This is a genomic window from Lapillicoccus sp. (genome assembly GCF_039935575.1).
In the GTDB taxonomy this organism is placed as follows: Bacteria; Actinomycetota; Actinomycetes; order Actinomycetales; family Dermatophilaceae; genus Lapillicoccus.
The window spans coordinates 1-15,770 of the sequence record NZ_JBDTKA010000012.1 but is presented as its reverse complement, the minus strand read 5'-3'; the positions used below and the strand labels follow the sequence as shown (position 1 = coordinate 15,770).

General features: G+C 70.4%; 16 protein-coding genes and 1 pseudogene. 13 read left to right on the top strand and 4 right to left on the bottom strand.

The features are described from left to right. Positions 1–77: 77 nt before the first annotated feature. On the top strand, positions 78–1,490 hold the full coding sequence (locus ABI385_RS01705) for a replication-associated recombination protein A (protein WP_348102002.1): 1,413 nt from the start codon (positions 78–80) through the stop codon (positions 1,488–1,490). 45 nt (positions 1,491–1,535) lie between these two features. On the opposite strand, the gene ABI385_RS01700 is transcribed toward ABI385_RS01705, so the two are convergent. Further along, the gene (locus tag ABI385_RS01700) at positions 1,536–1,823 is read right to left on the bottom strand and encodes a hypothetical protein (protein ID WP_348102001.1); all 288 of its coding nucleotides are present in this window, start codon (positions 1,821–1,823) and stop codon (positions 1,536–1,538) included. Between the two features lie 194 nt (positions 1,824–2,017). Between ABI385_RS01700 and ABI385_RS01695 the strand changes: the two are divergent. The 12 genes and pseudogenes from ABI385_RS01695 to nusB all read left to right on the top strand — a co-directional run. Then, positions 2,018–2,163 (top strand): annotated as a pseudogene (locus tag ABI385_RS01695) (dipeptide/oligopeptide/nickel ABC transporter ATP-binding protein); the annotation flags it as partial. A gap of 136 nt (positions 2,164–2,299) precedes the next feature. Continuing rightward, entirely contained in the window at positions 2,300–5,005 is a 2,706-nt protein-coding gene (gene alaS, locus ABI385_RS01690; protein ID WP_348102000.1) for an alanine--tRNA ligase, read from the top strand. Between the two features lie 59 nt (positions 5,006–5,064). Continuing rightward, on the top strand, positions 5,065–5,562 hold the full coding sequence (gene ruvX / locus ABI385_RS01685; protein ID WP_348101999.1) for a Holliday junction resolvase RuvX: 498 nt from the start codon (positions 5,065–5,067) through the stop codon (positions 5,560–5,562). Then, positions 5,559–6,848 carry an endolytic transglycosylase MltG gene (mltG, locus tag ABI385_RS01680; RefSeq protein WP_348101998.1) on the top strand — a complete coding sequence of 430 codons (1,290 nt, stop codon included), beginning with the start codon at positions 5,559–5,561 and terminating at the stop codon, positions 6,846–6,848. The genes ruvX and mltG overlap by 4 nt, the downstream gene beginning before the upstream one ends. 49 nt (positions 6,849–6,897) lie before the next feature. Further along, on the top strand, positions 6,898–7,728 hold the full coding sequence (locus ABI385_RS01675) for a shikimate dehydrogenase (RefSeq protein ID WP_348101997.1): 831 nt from the start codon (positions 6,898–6,900) through the stop codon (positions 7,726–7,728). Next, the gene (locus ABI385_RS01670) at positions 7,725–8,414 is read left to right on the top strand and encodes a prepilin peptidase (RefSeq protein WP_348101996.1); all 690 of its coding nucleotides are present in this window, start codon (positions 7,725–7,727) and stop codon (positions 8,412–8,414) included. Before ABI385_RS01675 ends, ABI385_RS01670 begins: the two co-directional genes overlap by 4 nt. A 131-nt stretch (positions 8,415–8,545) precedes the next feature. Then, complete coding sequence (aroC, locus tag ABI385_RS01665) at positions 8,546–9,769, top strand: chorismate synthase (protein WP_348101995.1); 1,224 nt, start codon at positions 8,546–8,548, stop codon at positions 9,767–9,769. After that, positions 9,763–10,323 (top strand): shikimate kinase, encoded by a 561-nt coding sequence (locus tag ABI385_RS01660; RefSeq protein ID WP_348101994.1) that lies wholly within the window; start codon positions 9,763–9,765, stop codon positions 10,321–10,323. The genes aroC and ABI385_RS01660 overlap by 7 nt, the downstream gene beginning before the upstream one ends. Beyond that, on the top strand, positions 10,320–11,420 hold the full coding sequence (gene aroB / locus ABI385_RS01655) for a 3-dehydroquinate synthase (RefSeq protein WP_348101993.1): 1,101 nt from the start codon (positions 10,320–10,322) through the stop codon (positions 11,418–11,420). The genes ABI385_RS01660 and aroB overlap by 4 nt, the downstream gene beginning before the upstream one ends. 75 nt (positions 11,421–11,495) lie before the next feature. Continuing rightward, positions 11,496–12,236 carry a dienelactone hydrolase family protein gene (locus ABI385_RS01650; protein ID WP_348101992.1) on the top strand — a complete coding sequence of 247 codons (741 nt, stop codon included), beginning with the start codon at positions 11,496–11,498 and terminating at the stop codon, positions 12,234–12,236. A gap of 56 nt (positions 12,237–12,292) precedes the next feature. Next, a complete protein-coding gene (gene efp / locus ABI385_RS01645) occupies positions 12,293–12,856 on the top strand; it encodes an elongation factor P (protein ID WP_348101991.1) in 564 nt (187 codons plus the stop codon). A gap of 20 nt (positions 12,857–12,876) precedes the next feature. Beyond that, positions 12,877–13,290 (top strand): transcription antitermination factor NusB, encoded by a 414-nt coding sequence (gene nusB / locus ABI385_RS01640; RefSeq protein WP_348101990.1) that lies wholly within the window; start codon positions 12,877–12,879, stop codon positions 13,288–13,290. Positions 13,291–13,370: 80 nt separating this feature from the next. On the opposite strand, the gene ABI385_RS01635 is transcribed toward nusB, so the two are convergent. The 3 genes from ABI385_RS01635 to ABI385_RS01625 all read right to left on the bottom strand — a co-directional run. After that, positions 13,371–13,556, bottom strand: coding sequence for a hypothetical protein (locus ABI385_RS01635; protein WP_348101989.1), 186 nt, complete (start codon positions 13,554–13,556; stop codon positions 13,371–13,373). A 577-nt stretch (positions 13,557–14,133) separates the two neighbouring features. Next, complete coding sequence (locus ABI385_RS01630; RefSeq protein WP_348101988.1) at positions 14,134–15,372, bottom strand: alpha/beta hydrolase; 1,239 nt, start codon at positions 15,370–15,372, stop codon at positions 14,134–14,136. Between the two features lie 10 nt (positions 15,373–15,382). Further along, on the bottom strand, positions 15,383–15,770 hold a 388-nt coding region (locus ABI385_RS01625; protein WP_348101987.1), incomplete at its 5' end, for a hypothetical protein.

Here is a 15,770-nt window from a genome sequence, read left to right as displayed (position 1 = left end):
TCGAGGCCTCGTGCACGGTTCAGGGTACGGGCTGGGTGGGCTTGGGGTGTTGGTGCTCGCCGATACGCTGACCGGCGATGAGCGACAGCGGCCCCGACCTGCCTGACCTGCCTGACCTGTTTCATGGCGGCGGCACAGGGGACGCGTCCACCCCACCGCTGGCGGTCCGGATGCGGCCCAGGTCACTCGACGAGGTGCGCGGGCAACGGGACGTCCTGCGACCCGGCAGCCCGTTGCGTCGCCTCGTCGAAGGGTCCGGCGGTCCGGCCGGCCCCTTGTCGGCGATCATCTGGGGTCCGCCCGGCACCGGCAAGACCACACTCGCTCACCTGGTGGCCAGCGCGGCCGACCGCCGGTTCGTGGAGCTGTCAGCCGTCACGGCCGGCGTCAAGGACGTCCGCGCCGTGCTGGACGCCGCCCGACGGGACCGCGATCTCTACGACCGCCAGACGGTGCTGTTCCTCGACGAGATCCACCGGTTCACCAAGGCGCAGCAGGACTCGTTGCTCCCGGCCGTCGAGAACCGGCTGGTCGTGCTGGTGGCCGCGACGACAGAGAACCCGTCGTTCAGCATCATCGCGCCGCTGCTCTCGCGCTCGGTCCTGGTCACCCTCACTCCACTGGACGACGACGACATCGGGGCCGTCGTGGACGCGGCGCTGGACGACGAACGCGGGCTCGCGGGCGCGTTCTCGCTCGAGGCTTCTGCGCGCGCGCACCTGGTGCGAATCGCGGGGGGTGACGCCCGGCGGGCCCTGACCGCGCTCGAGGCTGCGGCCGGTGTCGCGGTCGATGCCCAGCCGCTCACCGCCCGGGACGGCGGTTTCGGCGGTGAGTCAGGCATACCGGTCGGCATCACCCTGGAGCAGACCGAACAGGCCGTGGCCCAGGCCGCGGTCCGCTACGACCGGGCGGGGGACCAGCACTACGACGTGGCCAGCGCGCTGATCAAGTCGATGCGCGGCAGCGACGTCGACGCGGCCCTGCACTACCTGGCCCGGATGCTGGAGGCGGGAGAAGACCCGCGGTTCATCGCGCGGCGCATCGTCATCGCCGCCAGCGAAGACGTCGGGATGGCCGACCCGACCGCCCTCCAGACAGCGGTGGCGGCGATGCACGCCGTGTCCCAGATCGGGATGCCCGAGGCGCGGATCATCCTCGCCCAGGCTGTCGTCCACAACGCGGTAGCGCCCAAGTCCAACGCGTCCTACCTGGCGATCGGCGCCGCCATCGCCGACGTGCGGGCGGGGAAGGGCGGACCGGTCCCACCGCACCTGCGCGGCAGCGGATATGCCGGAGCGGCCCGGCTCGGTCACGGGGACGGGTATGCCTACGCGCACGACGCGCCGGACGGCGTAGCCGCCCAGCAGTACCTCCCCGACGACCTCGACGGCACGACCGACTACTACCAGCCGACCGGACGGGGCTTCGAGGAGCGCGTGCTGTCCCGGGTGGCCTGGCTCCGGGAGCGGCTCGCCGACCGGACGTAGGCCACCCGGCCTTCTCGCCCGCTCGGCGCTATCAGGGGTGAGTAGTCACGAGCAGGTGTAGGTGACGCCGCCGTCCCTGTGCACGCCGGGACCCAGCTCGTTGCACTTGGTCATCAACGTGTTGAAGGCCACCACGCCCACGATGATCGCGATCACCAGCACCACGGTGCCAAGGGCGCCGACAACGATGCCGATCACAGCGGGAACGTTGCTGAGGCCAGCACCCTTGGACTTTCGCCACGCGATGATGCTGACGATCATGCCGATGAGAGCGGTGAAGAAGGAGAGTATGAGACCGACGATCCCCAGCGTCTTGCCCGGGTCCTCGGCCACGGGGGCTTGCTGGCCCATCGGGGCGGCGGTCCCCCAAGGGGGAGGCTGGCCCCCGGTAGTCGCCGGTGGCTCCTGGTCGGGAGTCTTCTCGTAGCCGCTCATCGATACCCCAGGTGTTGTCGAGAAAGGTGCTCGCATCTTCGCATGTCCCATGTCGCACGTCGCACGTCGCGCATACCTCGGTCGCACCGCGCCTCTCGTTCGTGTTCATCGCCCACAACCTCGGCGTGATCCGGCACTTCCGCGACACCATCGCGGTCATGTATCTCGGCAGGATCGTCGGATCCGGCTGCCGGGCGACCCCCCGAGCCCGATCGACCCGCCGAGCGGCTGCCGGTTCTAGATACGGTGCTGGAAGGCCCAGAACATCGGTTGACCGCCGACGTCCCGGCCTGACCAGGCATACCGTGCTGCTCGGCTAAGGTTTCGGGCGACCCGCACCTGGTACGACCCTGCCTGAGAATCGAGCACGCCCGATGGAAACCGCCGAGATCGCACGCCGCTGGCTGGCCTTCTTCGAGAGCAAGGGTCACGCGCTCGTCCCGAGCGCCCCGCTGCCGTTCGAGGACCCGAACCTGCTGTTCGTCGTCGCGGGCATGGTTCCCTTCGTGCCGTACTTCAGTGGCGCCCAGACCCCGCCGTGGCCGCGGGCGGCTTCGGTGCAGAAGTGCGTGCGGACAGCGGACCTCGAGGAGGTGGGCAAGACCAGCCGGCACCTGACGTTCTTCCAGATGAACGGCAACTTCTCGTTCGGCGACTACTTCAAGGCCGAGGCGATCGGGTATGCCTGGGAGCTGCTCACCGGGTCGCAGGAGGACGGCCGTTACGGCCTGGACAAGGACAGGCTCTGGGCCACGGTCTACGAGGACGACGACGAGGCCGAGTCCCTCTGGCGCGAGCTGACCGACATCCCGGCCGAGCGGATCATCCGGCGGGGACGGCTGGACAACTACTGGCACATGGGAATTCCCGGCCCGGGGGGTCCCTGCTCGGAGATCTTCTACGATCGCGGGCCGGACTACGGACCCGAGGGTGGCCCGGCGGTCGACGAGGACCGGTTCATGGAGATCTGGAACCTCGTCTTCACCGAGTTCGAGCTCGGCGCGGTCCGCAGCAAGGCGGACTTCGACATTGTCGGGTCCCTGCCGCACAAGAACGTCGACACCGGCCTCGGCCTGGAGCGGCTGGCCAGCGTCATGCAGGGGGTCGACAACCTCTACGAGATCGACCAGGTCTTCCCGGTGCTCGTCACGGCCGCGGAGATGACGGGCACAACCTATGGGGCGGTGCCGAGCCACGTCGCGGCCGAGAGCAGCCCCGACGACGTGCGCCTGCGCGTCGTCGCCGACCACGTCCGCAGCGGCCTGATGCTGATCGGCGACGGAGTCACCCCCGGCAACGAAGGGCGCGGCTATGTCCTGCGCCGGTTGCTACGCCGGGCCGTGCGCTCGATGCGGCTGCTCGGGTTCGACGAGCCGGCCCTGCCGCATCTGCTGCCGGTCAGCATGGAGCGGATGAGCGCGACCTACCCCGAGCTGCGCTCGGACTTCGACCGGATCAGCCAGGTCGCGTACGCGGAGGAGGCGGCCTTCCGGCGCACGCTCGTGTCCGGCACGACGTTGCTCGACACGGCGGTCGCCCGGGTCAAGGAGTCTTCGGCCGGGCCGGACGGCCCGAAGGAGCTGACCGGTGAGCAGGCGTTCGCCCTCCACGACACCTACGGCTTCCCGATCGACCTGACCCTCGAGATGGCGTCCGAGCAGGGCGTGGCTGTGGACGAGGCGGGGTTCCGCCGGCTCATGGGTGAGCAGCGTGACCGAGCACGCGCCGACGCCAGGAGCAAGAAGAGCGGGCCCGCCCAGGCCGACGTGTGGCGCGGGTTCCGCGACATGGGGGAGACCGAGTTCCGGGCCTACGTCGAGCTCGCCAGCGAGGCCACCGTGCTGGGGCTGGTGGCCGACGGCGAGCTGGTCCAGGAGCTCGAACCGGGCCAGCGCGGGCAGGTGGTCCTGGACCGGACCCCGTTCTACGCCGAGTCGGGCGGCCAGATCGCCGACGAGGGACGCATCGAGATCGGCGAAGGACACCTGAGCGTCGTCGACGTCCAGCGGCCGGTCAAGGGCCTGGTCGCCCACACGGTCGAGGTACTGCGCGGTGGCGTACGGGTCGGTGACTCCGTGCTGGCCCAGGTGGACCCCGAGTGGCGCCGCTCCGCCTGCCAGGCGCACTCCGGAACCCATGTGGTGCACGCCGCGCTGCGCCAGGTGCTCGGCCCGACCGCGCTGCAGAGCGGGTCCTACAACAAGCCGGGTTACCTCCGTCTGGACTTCGCCTGGGGTCAGGCGCTGTCGCCCGAGACCCGCAGCGAGATCGAGGAGGTCGCCAACCTCGCGCTGCGCTCCGACCTGCCGGTGTCGGCAACCGTGATGTCCCTTCCGCGGGCCAAGGAGCTGGGGGCGCTGGCGCTCTTCGGGGAGAACTACGGCCAGGATGTGCGCGTCGTCGAGATCGGTGGTCCCTGGTCCCGCGAGCTCTGTGGAGGGACGCATGTGCAGCACTCCTCGCAGATCGGCGCCGTCACGGTCACCGGGGAGTCCTCGGTCGGCTCGGGTGTCCGCCGGATCGAGGCTTTCGTCGGGATCGAGGCGATGCGTCACCTCGCCACCGAACGAGCGCTCGTGGCCGAGCTGAGCACGCTGCTCAGCGCCCAGCCCACCGAGCTGCGCGCCCGGGTCGAGGCCACCCTGGCCCGGTTGAAGAGTGCCGAACGCGAGCTGGCCGCGGCCCGTCAGGAGAAGGCCCTCGCGGCTGCGGCGGGTCTGGTCGACTCGGCACGCGATATCGGTGGCGTCACCCTGGTCACGCACGACGCCGGTGACCTCGCTCCGGACGACCTCCGTTCGCTCGTCCTCGACGTCCGCGGACGGATGGGGTTCGATCGGGCCACCGTTGTGGCGATGGCCGCAGCCACCAACGGTCGCCCGGTCATCATCGTGGCGACCAGCCCCCCGGCCCGGGACGCGGGAGTCAAGGCAGGGGTATTGGTGCGAAAGGCAGCCCAGATCCTCGGCGGCGGGGGCGGCGGCAAGGACGACCTCGCCCAGGGTGGCGGCACGGACTCGACGCAGGTGGGTGCGGCCCTCGGCTCGGTCGAGGACGCGCTGCGCTCCCGCGCTTCCTGACGGTGCCGCACGAGTCGGGGTCCGGCGTTCGCCGGTCTGCGTGTGGTTCGCTGGCTCACGTGAGGACCGGTGTGCGGATCGGTGTCGACGTGGGAAGCGTGCGCGTCGGGCTAGCCGCAAGTGACCCTTCTGGCCTGCTCGCGTCACCGGTCGCGACCCTGCCTCGCGACTCGGGCGAGACCCGCGCCGACGTGGCCCGGATCGCCGGCACCGCCCGGGACCTGGGTGCGGTCGAGATCGTCGTGGGTCTGCCCCGACTGCTGTCCGGGGCGGAGGGAGAGGCGGCCCGGTTGGCACGGGCGTACGCCCTCGAGCTGTCCCTGGCCGTGTCCCCCACTCCGGTGCGTCTGGTCGACGAGCGCTTGACCACGGTCGAGTCGCACCGCAGACTACGCGAGAGCGGTGTGGCAGGCCGTTCGCAGCGCGGCGTCGTCGACCAGACGGCCGCGGTGCTCATCCTGCAGTCCGCACTCGACGCCGAGCGGGCTTCGGGGCGGGCGCCGGGCACCCCGGTCGCCCCCCAGCGACGCCGTCCCCGAACGAAGGACCGAGGATGACCGACCGCGGCGAGCGTCCGCACCGACCCGTCGGAGGCGTCGACGACCCCGTCTTTTCCCCGGACGCCGACTCCGATGGGCACGACGGCTACCACCCTGAGCACGACGGCCACGATGGTCAGGCCGACTGGGACGAGGCCTGGGACGAACCCGAGTATGCCGACGAGCACCTCGCCCAGGACACCGGCCCACGGCGCGGTGACCGCCACACGGCCCGCACAGCGCGCCGGGCTGGCCCGGCTCGCGTCGCCCGGCGACTCCTGGTCTTCGTCGTTGCGATCGGACTGGTCGCGGCCGCTGCCTTCGCTGCGGTGTCTGTCCTGCGTCCGATGATCTCCGGTCTCGGTGGTGGGCAGAGCGACTACCCCGGTCCGGGCACCGGCGCCGTCACGGTAGTCGTCAGCCCGGGCGACACGGGCCGCAACATCGGGCAGACGCTGGCCGACGCCGGTGTCGTCCTGACCGCGAAGGCCTTCTCCGACGCGGCGCAGGACAACCCTGCCTCCAGCGGCATCCAGCCCGGCACCTACATCCTGAAGAAGGAGATGAAGGCGGCCGACGCCGTCACCTTCCTCGCCAACCCCGCGAACCGCTCGGTCAAGAACGTGACGATCCGCGAGGGCCTCTGGAAGTCCGAGACGCTCGCCGCGTTGGCGAAGGCCAGCGGTAAGCCGGTCTCGGACTACGAGGCCGCAGCCAAGGACGCCGCTGCGCTCGGGCTGCCGGCGGGCGCGAACGGCAACATCGAGGGCTACCTCTTCCCGGCGACCTACGAGTTCGCGCCTGCCTCGACGCCGGCGGAGCAGCTGAAGACGATGGTGCAGAAGGCCGTCTCGACGCTGACGAGCCTGGGCGTCGCCCCGGAGAACATGCAGAAGGCGGTCGTCACGGCCAGCATCCTCGAGGCCGAGGGCAGCACCACCGAGGATCGCCAGAAGATCGCCCGGGTCCTGCTCAACCGGATCAACCAGGGCATGAACCTCCAGCTCGACTCGACGGTCAGCTACGGCGTGCAGAAGCGCTCGATCACGACCACCGACGTGGCGCGGGCGGACAAGAACCCCGACAACACCTACCTCAACGCCGGCCTGCCCGCCGGGCCGATCGGCAACCCCGGTGAGTCGGCGATCCAGGCGGCCCTCACCCCCGCCGACGGCCCGTGGCTGTTCTTCGTCGCGGTCAACCCGTCCACCGGCGAGACGAAGTTCTCGGTGACGGCGGCGGAGCACGACCAGAACGTCAAGGAGTTCCAGGCGTGGTGCTCGGCGAACCCGGGCAAGTGCTGAGTCAGTCGAGGACGCCGGGCTGCGACAGGACGGCGCACCACCTCGGCTCGTGGTGACCCATCGCGCCGCCGTGCTCGGCTCCCCGATCGGGCACTCGTTGTCTCCGGTGCTGCACACCGCGGCCTATCGGGCACTGGGCCTGGACGACTGGGAGTACACCGCGGTGGAGGTGGCTGCCGGCGGGCTGGGCGACCACGTGGCTCGTCTCGACCCGTCCTGGCGCGGACTGTCGCTCACCATGCCGCTCAAGGAGATCGCGTTCGACATCGTCGCAGACGTCTCCGCGGTGGCCCGCAGCTCCGGTGTCATCAACACCCTGCTGCGACGCGGTGACGAGTGGGTGGGCGACAACACGGACGTGGCCGGCATGGTGCGTTCGCTGCGCGACGCGACGAGCGCCTTGGCGGGCCTCGGCCGGTTCGATGCGGTGGTCATCGTCGGCTCCGGAGCGACGGCCCGTTCGGCCGTATGCGCCGTCGCCGAGGTGGGCGCTCGGCACGTCGACTTCATGGTGCGGGGCGAGCCGCGCGTCCGGACCCTCCAGCAGGCGCAGCAGTCCGGGATGAGCGTGGGGCGGCTCGGTTTGGGCGCCTGGCCGGAGCACGTCGACCTCGTGGTGAGCACCGTGCCCGGGGTCGCCTGGGTCGACGTCGCGTCGACGCTGCCGCACGGGGACGGCGTCGTGCTCGACGTCGTCTACGCCGACGGCGCCAGCCTGCTCGCGTCGGCGGCGCGGGAGCGCGGGTATGCGGTCGTGCCAGGCACCGACATGCTGCTGCACCAGGCGGTGGAGCAGGTGCGGCTGATGACCGGTCGGACCCCACCGATCGAGGCGATGCGGACGGCCCTGACCGACGCCCTCGCCCTGCGGCACCCGTGACGTCCTGGGCGGCGGCAGAACCGGCCTCCTGGTGGGTGTGCGCCGCCGTGGTGCTGGTCGCCGTGGTCCTCGGGCACCGTCTCGGCCGGGCACTCGCCACGGGCGGGTACCGCCTGGGCGACGAGGAGCACCGGAGACGTCCGGCGCCTGCCTGGCTGGTCGCCGTCGCTCTGCCGGTGCTCTGGGGTGTTCTTGCGGTGCGCCTCGGAGCGGCGTCCCGTGGGGCGCTGTTGCCGGCATACCTGTTGCTCGCGTGGGTCGGCCTGGCGCTCGCCTGGGTGGATGCCGACGTCCACCGCCTCCCCGAGGGGCTCTCGCTGCCCGCGGTGCCTGGCGTCGCGGCCCTGTTGACGGTGGCAACCGTGACGACGGGCGACTGGGGTGCGTTGCTGCGGGCGGCTGTATGCGGAGTGGCGGGGTGGCTGGTGTACCTGGCGCTGGCCCTGGCCGTCCCTGGTGGCCTCGGCCTGGGCGACGCCACCGTCGGGGGGCTGGTGGCGCTCGCGCTCGGCTACCTCGGGTGGGGTGTGCCGATGCTCGGGTTCCTGCTCGCCTATCTGCTGGCTGGGCTCGTGGTGCTCGTCGGTCTGACATTCCGCCGACTGCACCTGAAGAGTGCGATTGCGTTCGGTCCGTTCATCCTGCTCGGCGGGTTGCTCGCCCCCCTGCTCCACGTCCAGCTGTAACCGTCTCCGCCTGCAGCTCCCCGTCACCGGTCCATCCAGCCCGGTCCATCCAGCCCGGTCCATCGAGCCCGGTCCATCCAGGCCCGGGCGGCTCGCCGATGCGGTGGTGACCGCATGGCAGGATCGGCCCCATGCTCCGTTGGTTGACCGCTGGTGAGTCCCACGGGCCGGCGTTGGTCGGGGTGCTTGAGGGGATGCCCGCCGGCGTCGGTGTGACCACCCGCGACGTGGCGCTCGCGCTCGCCCGACGGCGGCTGGGTTTCGGGCGCGGCGCACGGATGTCGTTCGAGCAGGACGAGGTCGAGTTCCTCGGCGGCCTGCGGCACGGGTCGACGCTCGGCTCCCCGATCGCGATCCGGATCGGGAACACCGAGTGGCCGAAGTGGCAGACGGTGATGAGTCCCGACCCCGTCGACGACGAGGCGCTGGCCGCGTCCGATGACGTCGGCGCCGAGAAGGAGCTCGCTCGCAACCGGCCGCTGACCCGGCCCCGCCCTGGCCACGCCGACCTGGTGGGAATGCAGAAGTACGGCTTCGTGGAGGCGCGTCCGGTGCTGGAACGCGCTTCGGCCCGGGAGACCGCTGCCCGGGTGGCGCTCGGCGCCGTCGCGTCGGCGTTTCTCGACCAGGCCTACGGGATCGAGCTGGTCTCTCACACCGTCGCGATCGGGACGGCCTCGGTGCCGCAGGACGCCGAGCTGCCGGGACCGGACGACGTAGACACCCTCGACGCCGACCCGGTGCGCTGCTTCGACCCCGCGGGGTCAGCGGCGATGATCGCCGAGGTCGAGGCCGCGAAGAAGGACGGTGACACCCTCGGCGGCGTCGTCGAGGTCCTCGCGTATGCCGTCCCCCCCGGACTGGGCTCGCACGTGCACTGGGACCGGCGGCTGGACGCCCAGCTCGCCGCGGCCCTGATGGGGATCCAGGCGATCAAAGGCGTCGAGGTGGGGGACGGGTTCACGACCGCCCGCCGGCGCGGTTCGCAGGCCCACGACGAGATGGAGCGTGACTCCTCCGGTGCGATCCGGCGTCGGACCGGGCGCGCCGGCGGGACCGAGGGTGGCATGTCCACCGGGGAGGTGCTGAGGGTGCGGGCGGCGATGAAGCCGATCTCCACCGTGCCACGGTCCCTCGACACCGTCGACGTGGCCAGCGACGACCCGGCCACGGCGATCCACCAACGGTCCGACGTGTGCGCCGTCCCCGCGGCTGGTGTCGTGGCCGAGGCCATGGTGGCTCTGGTCCTCGCGCAGGCATGCGTGGAGAAGTTCGGGGGCGACAGCGTCACCGAGACCCGCCGCAACCACGCGGCATACCTGGACTCGATCCCGCCTCGGCTGCGCACGTGGTGACGCGACCGACAGGCGCACCCGGGGGGGCTGCTCCGGCCGCGGTCGTCATCGGTCCCCCCGGAGCTGGCAAGACGGTCACCGGGAAGGCGCTCGAGGCGCTGCTGGGCACCGCGTTCCACGACACCGACGAGGCGATCGTGGCGGCCGGCGGCCGGAGCATCGCCGACATCTTCGTGGACGACGGGGAGGCCGCGTTCCGGGATCTCGAACGCGCCGAGGTGGCTCGCGCCCTGACGCAGGAGACCGGGGTCGTCGCGCTCGGCGGGGGCGCACCGATCGACGCGGCCACCCGCGTGTTGCTGGCCGGTCAAGTCGTCGTCTTCCTCGACGTGGGGATCGCCGACGCGTCGAAGCGGATCGGTTTCGACCAGTCTCGGCCGCTGCTGTCGATCAACCCGCGGGCGTCCTGGATCGCCATGATGAACGAACGACGGCCCGTCTACCTCGCGCTCGCCCGGCATCGGGTCGACACCGCTGGTCGGGCGCCGCAGGAGGTCGCCGAAGAGGTTGCGGCCCTGGTCCAAGGTGACGGCGTGACTGGGGCGACTCCGTGAGCGAGCTCGCCGTGATTGTCGTCGACACGGGGGACACCGGGGACGACGCGTACGCCGTGTCGATCGGTCACGGTCTGCTCGAGCGCGTCGACAACGCCCTGGGCGACGACGTGCGGCGGATTCTGCTCGTCCATTCCGACTCGATGGTGACGCAGGGCACGAAGCTGGAGAACACCCTGCGCTCCCACGGGCGTGAGATCCATCGGGTCGCCGTGCCGGACGGCGAGGACGCGAAACACATCCAGATCGCGGCAGGTCTGTGGGCCCTCCTCGGCAACGAGGGTTTTACGCGCACCGACGCCGTCATCGGGTTCGGCGGAGGAAGTGTCACCGACCTGGCGGGGTTCGTGGCGGCGACCTGGCTGCGCGGCGTGCAGGTCATCCAAGTGCCGACCACCCTGCTCGGTATGGTCGACGCCGCCGTCGGTGGCAAGACCGGCATCAACACGGCCGAGGGCAAGAACCTGGTCGGGGCGTTCCACGAACCGCTCGCCGTGGTCTGCGACCTCGACCTGTTGACGACGCTGCCCCCGCGTGACCTCGCCGCGGGTATGGCCGAGGTCGTGAAGTGCGGCTTCATCGCCGACCCCGCGATCCTCGAGCTGGTCGAACGCGACCCCGCTGCGACGCTGGTCGTCGACGGCCCGGTCCTGCGCGAGCTCGTCGAGCGTGCGGTGCAGGTCAAGGCGGACGTGGTCTCGCAGGACCTGAAGGATTCCTCGGTGCGCGAGATCCTCAACTACGGTCACACGTTCGGGCACGCGGTGGAGCAGGTCGAGGGATACCGGTGGCGACACGGCGACGCAGTCAGCGTCGGGATGACGTATGCCGCCGAGCTGGCTGCGCTGGCCGGCGTGCTGTCGCCCGACGTGGTTCTACGCCACCGGTCAGCGCTCACCTCTCTCGGACTGCCGACCCGCTATGGCGACGGCGGCGACGAGAGGTGGCCCGCGCTGCTTGCCGCGATGCGCCGGGACAAGAAGACGCGAGGTGACCGGCTGCGGTTTGTGGTACTCCGAGACGTGGCCCAGCCCGAGCGCCTGGAGGGTCCGAGTGAGGAGCTGCTGCACGAGGCGTACCGCGCCGTTGTCGGCTGAGGCGCATCGCGCTCACACGAGACGTCTCGTCGGGTACACCTCCGCGCTGACGATCGGCTGTGATTGGCTTCGGTGATGACCCTCAACGGCATCACCGTCGACCTCTCACCCTGGTCCGCCGCGACCGGCGGCTCGTCCGGGCTGACCGCATACACCGTCCGTCCGCCAGGCGACGAGAAGGTGCCCGGCGTCGTGATGCTCCACGAAGCCTTCGGCCTGGAAGACATCACCCGCCGGCAGGCCGACCTGCTGGCCGACATGGGGTACGCCGTCGTCGTGCCGGACCTGTTCGCCGAGGGCGGGGCGCGCAAGTGCCTCAAGGCGACCTTCACGGCCCTGAGCAGCGGTCAGGGGCGCGCGTTCCACGACATCGCGGCGTCGCGGCGGTGGATGCTGGACCGTGACGACGCCACCGGGGCGATCGGAGTCATCGGGTTCTGTATGGGTGGCAGTTTCGCGCTGATGTCCGCGGCACCGGAGCACGGGTTCAACGTCAGCGCCGTGAACTATGGCCAGCTGCCGTCGTCGCCAGACGTGCTGGCCGGAGCCTGCCCGATCGTAGCCAGCTACGGCGGTCGTGACGTGTCCCTCAAGGGCGCAGCGGCGAAGCTGGAGAAGCAGCTGACCCGGTTGGGAGTCGAGCACAGCATCAAGGAGTACCCCAAGGCGTCACACGCGTTCCTCAACGACGAGGACACCGGCCCGTGGTTCCTGCGGCCGATCCTCAAGGTCGTGGGCATGGGCCCCGAGCCGGAGTCGGCGGCCGACGCGTGGCAGCGGATCGAGGCGTTCTTCGGGGATCACCTGCGCCGGTAGACTCGTGGGCTGGTGCAGAGCCCCACGCCCACCGACGAAAGCGACCCTCTTCTCTCATGGCCACGACGAACGACCTCAAGAACGGCATGGTCCTCAACCTCGACAACCAGCTCTGGTCCGTCGTGGAGTTCCAGCACGTCAAGCCCGGCAAAGGCCCGGCGTTCGTGCGGACCAAGCTCAAGGCGGTGCTGTCCGGCAAGGTCGTCGACAAGACCTTCAACGCGGGCACCAGGGTCGAGACGGCCAACGTGGACAAGCGCACGATGCAGTACCTCTACAAGGACGGGTCGGACTTCGTCTTCATGGACGTCGACACCTATGACCAGCTCTACGTCGGTGACGCGGTCGTCGGGTCGTCGGCGGACTATCTGTTGGAGAACCAGAACGCCATCGTCGCCACCCACGACGGGGCGCCGCTCTACGTCGAGCTGCCCGCCTCGGTCGTCCTGGAGATCAGCTACACCGAGCCGGGCCTGCAGGGCGACCGCTCCACCGGCGGCACCAAGCCCGCGACGCTCGAGACCGGCGGCACCATCGCGGTCCCGCTGTTCCTCGAGACGGGCACCAAGGTCAAGGTCGACACCCGCGACGGGTCGTACCTCGGCCGCGTCAACGACTGACCCGGCTCGACGACCGACTCGTGGCTGCCCGCAGCAAGGCTCGCAAGCGCGCCCTGGACATTCTCTTCGAGGCCGACCAGCGCGGCGTCAACGCGTCGACCCTGCTCGCGGAGCGCCTCACCGCACCGGGTGACGGGCCGCCCCTGAACCCGTATGCCGCCGAGCTGGTCGAGGGGGTCGTGGCGCACTGGGGCGAGATCAACGAGCTGCTGACGACCTATTCCCACGGCTGGACGGTCGACCGGATGCCCGGTGTCGATCGCGCGATCCTGCGTCTCGGCGCCTGGGAGGTCGTCTGGAACGACGAAGTCCCCGACCCCGTGGCGATCTCGGAGGCGGTCGAGCTGGCGACAGCGCTGTCGACCCACGAGTCGCCGTCCTTCGTCAACGGGCTGCTCGCTCGGGTGGCGGAGGTCAAGCCCACCCTGGTCTGACGACCCCGCTCATAAGCGGCTGCGGCGCCTCGGTTCGCAGTGCCAACCTTGCTCAGCAGCAATCGAGTTGGGAGAGCTCCTCAACCACGCACGTGCCCGCTCAAGCGCCGGCACGAGAAGATCGCCACCGCGGGGCCGAGGATCGCGAGTACGACGGTCGCGACGCGGACGACCGCGGTGGACAGGCCCAGGCGCTGGCGACGCCCGAGCAGACGCCCGCGATGGCGCGCTGCGGTGACCGGGTCACCGGGCTTCGGGCCAGCCACGGGCTGTGGCGCAGCTTGGGAGCGCACTTGACTGGGGGAACCGGTCGAGGGCCGGAAGGGGTGTCGGTGTCGTGGTCATTGCAGCTCAGGGGTCGACGAGTTGTAGGTTCCCGGGGCGATCTGTCGGAGCGACAACTCCGTGACCTGCACGTTGTCGCGATCGTGTCGGGCGTCCGTTGTCATTAACTTGTCGAAAACTTCAGGTCCGACCTGACGGTCCAACGTCCCCACATGCCGATGTGCGGACGTTGTCCGACTGGCTACGTCGGCGCGGATGACTACTCAGTTAGCCAATCGTTCGACGATGGGTTGAGGTCATCGGTCGAGGAGGCGCGCAAAGCGACGTGGGCGACCAGCCACTCCTTGGTGCGCGGACTGCTTCGCGGAACATTCCGTGTAGGGGGCCGCGAGCGGGTCCCTTCACCGAACCGGGCTATGGCAACGTGCACACGCACCACCTGCTGACCCGCGTCTTTCTCGTGAGAGGGTCGGCTCCCCTTCGGCTATCGGGCTGCTGTGCCGCCGCGTGATTCGACTGGTCCCCGGCGCGGCGGCGTCCACCTCGGCGGCCGTCGAGTTAGGAACGGTTCGGCGGCGTGTTGGGCTGAATGCCGATGCGCTGTAGCCAGTCGAATGCGGTGGCGAGGGCGAGTGGCAGGTTGGCGATCTGGCAGTGGGAGTCGGCGCCCGTGTCGGGGTCGAAGGTGTGCAGTTCGGACTCGGGGTGGCGCAGCCGTACCGCGTTGACGACCTCGGTGGCTTGGCGCAGCCCTTCGGGGTCCTCACTGGACCCGACCAGTGCCAGCACCGGGCTGTCCAGCTCGCGCAGGTCGGTGCGCCCGAGGTCGGCGATCGTGGTCAGCGCGTTGGCGATGCCGCCGTGGCCGAACTGCCAATCGTACTTACGCAGCGCCCCGCGCATGACGGGGTTGCCGCGGGCCAGGCGCAGCGCCGTCCTGGCCAGTGCCGAGGACGGGTCGCGCCGAAGCAGCGCGGGCAGCGCTTGGGTGAAGAAGCGTTGCGCGTCGTGGACCGGGGTGGAAGCGATCCACGCGCGGACGCGGTCCTCGGTGGTGGCGATCGACACGAACTTCGTGACGAAGATCCCGCCGCCGCTCCATCCGCACAGCACCAAGTCCCCGGAGAAGCCGCGCCCGCTGACGGCGTCGAGGGTGGCGCGTAGCCCGTCGCGGGTGTGAGGCCCGAAGTGGAACCCCTGGTCCGGGGTCGATCCCTGACCTGGCAGGTCGACCATCAGGATCGGCCAGCCTTCGTCGTTGGCGTGCTTGCCACCGAAAAACCACAGATCCTCAACGTAGGTGTCACCGCCGCCCAGGACGACGAAGAGCACCTCGGCCGTCTCGACCCCTGTCGAGACGTAGGCGGGTAGATGTCCGTCCAGGAAGGGGATCGACCAGGAGGCGATGGGCAGGTTGGCGGTGCGCAGGTGGGCACGGAAGTCCTCTTGCATGGCGTTGGTCAGGGCCTGAGCCTCGCTCGTGGTCGGGTCGCACATCATCAGGGCAGCCCGGTGGGCCACCGCGGCTGCCAGCCACTCCTGCGCCGCGATGGCGTGACGTGCTGAGGACTCGGCCGCGACCGCTCGCGCGTGGGCGGCACGCCCGGCTCGCTCGAACGTGGCCGCCCAGGACGCTGGTCGCCCGTTCCTGATCTGCGCGAAGCACCGCAGCAGAGCACCCGGAGACATGCCGCCCTGCTGGGCATACCCGAGAAGCCAACTCGCGGCGAAGTCCATCGTGCCGTTGCGAAACAGCGCACCGTAGTTCCCGCGCTTGCCGATGTCAGACTGACTCACGCCGACCTCCTCACAGTGGGTCGCTTCTCGCGCAAACCAGGGCTTGCTCGATGCGTGCTAGGGATCCGGCAAGTGCGGCCGGCCCGCCCGGCAGGCCGGTCGGGTCCTCCTCGACAGCCACGCGGAACAGCGCGGGTAGCAGTCCGAAGTAGAAGAGCAGCGACTTGGTCGTGGCGATGTCCGAGACGAGGCCGGCGCGGGTGAACCGCGTGAGGGAGTCCTCCAGCACTGTGTCGAGCGCCGCGAAGACCGGGGCGGCCGTCGACGGGTTGCGGATGGCCTCGACCAGCACGATGCGAATGAAGGCGCGCCGTGGAATCAGCACCTCGGTCAATGCCCGCGCCAGGACCCGCTCAAGCTCCGCGGCGTCAGCCACCAGAGCACCCATATCCGCGGCC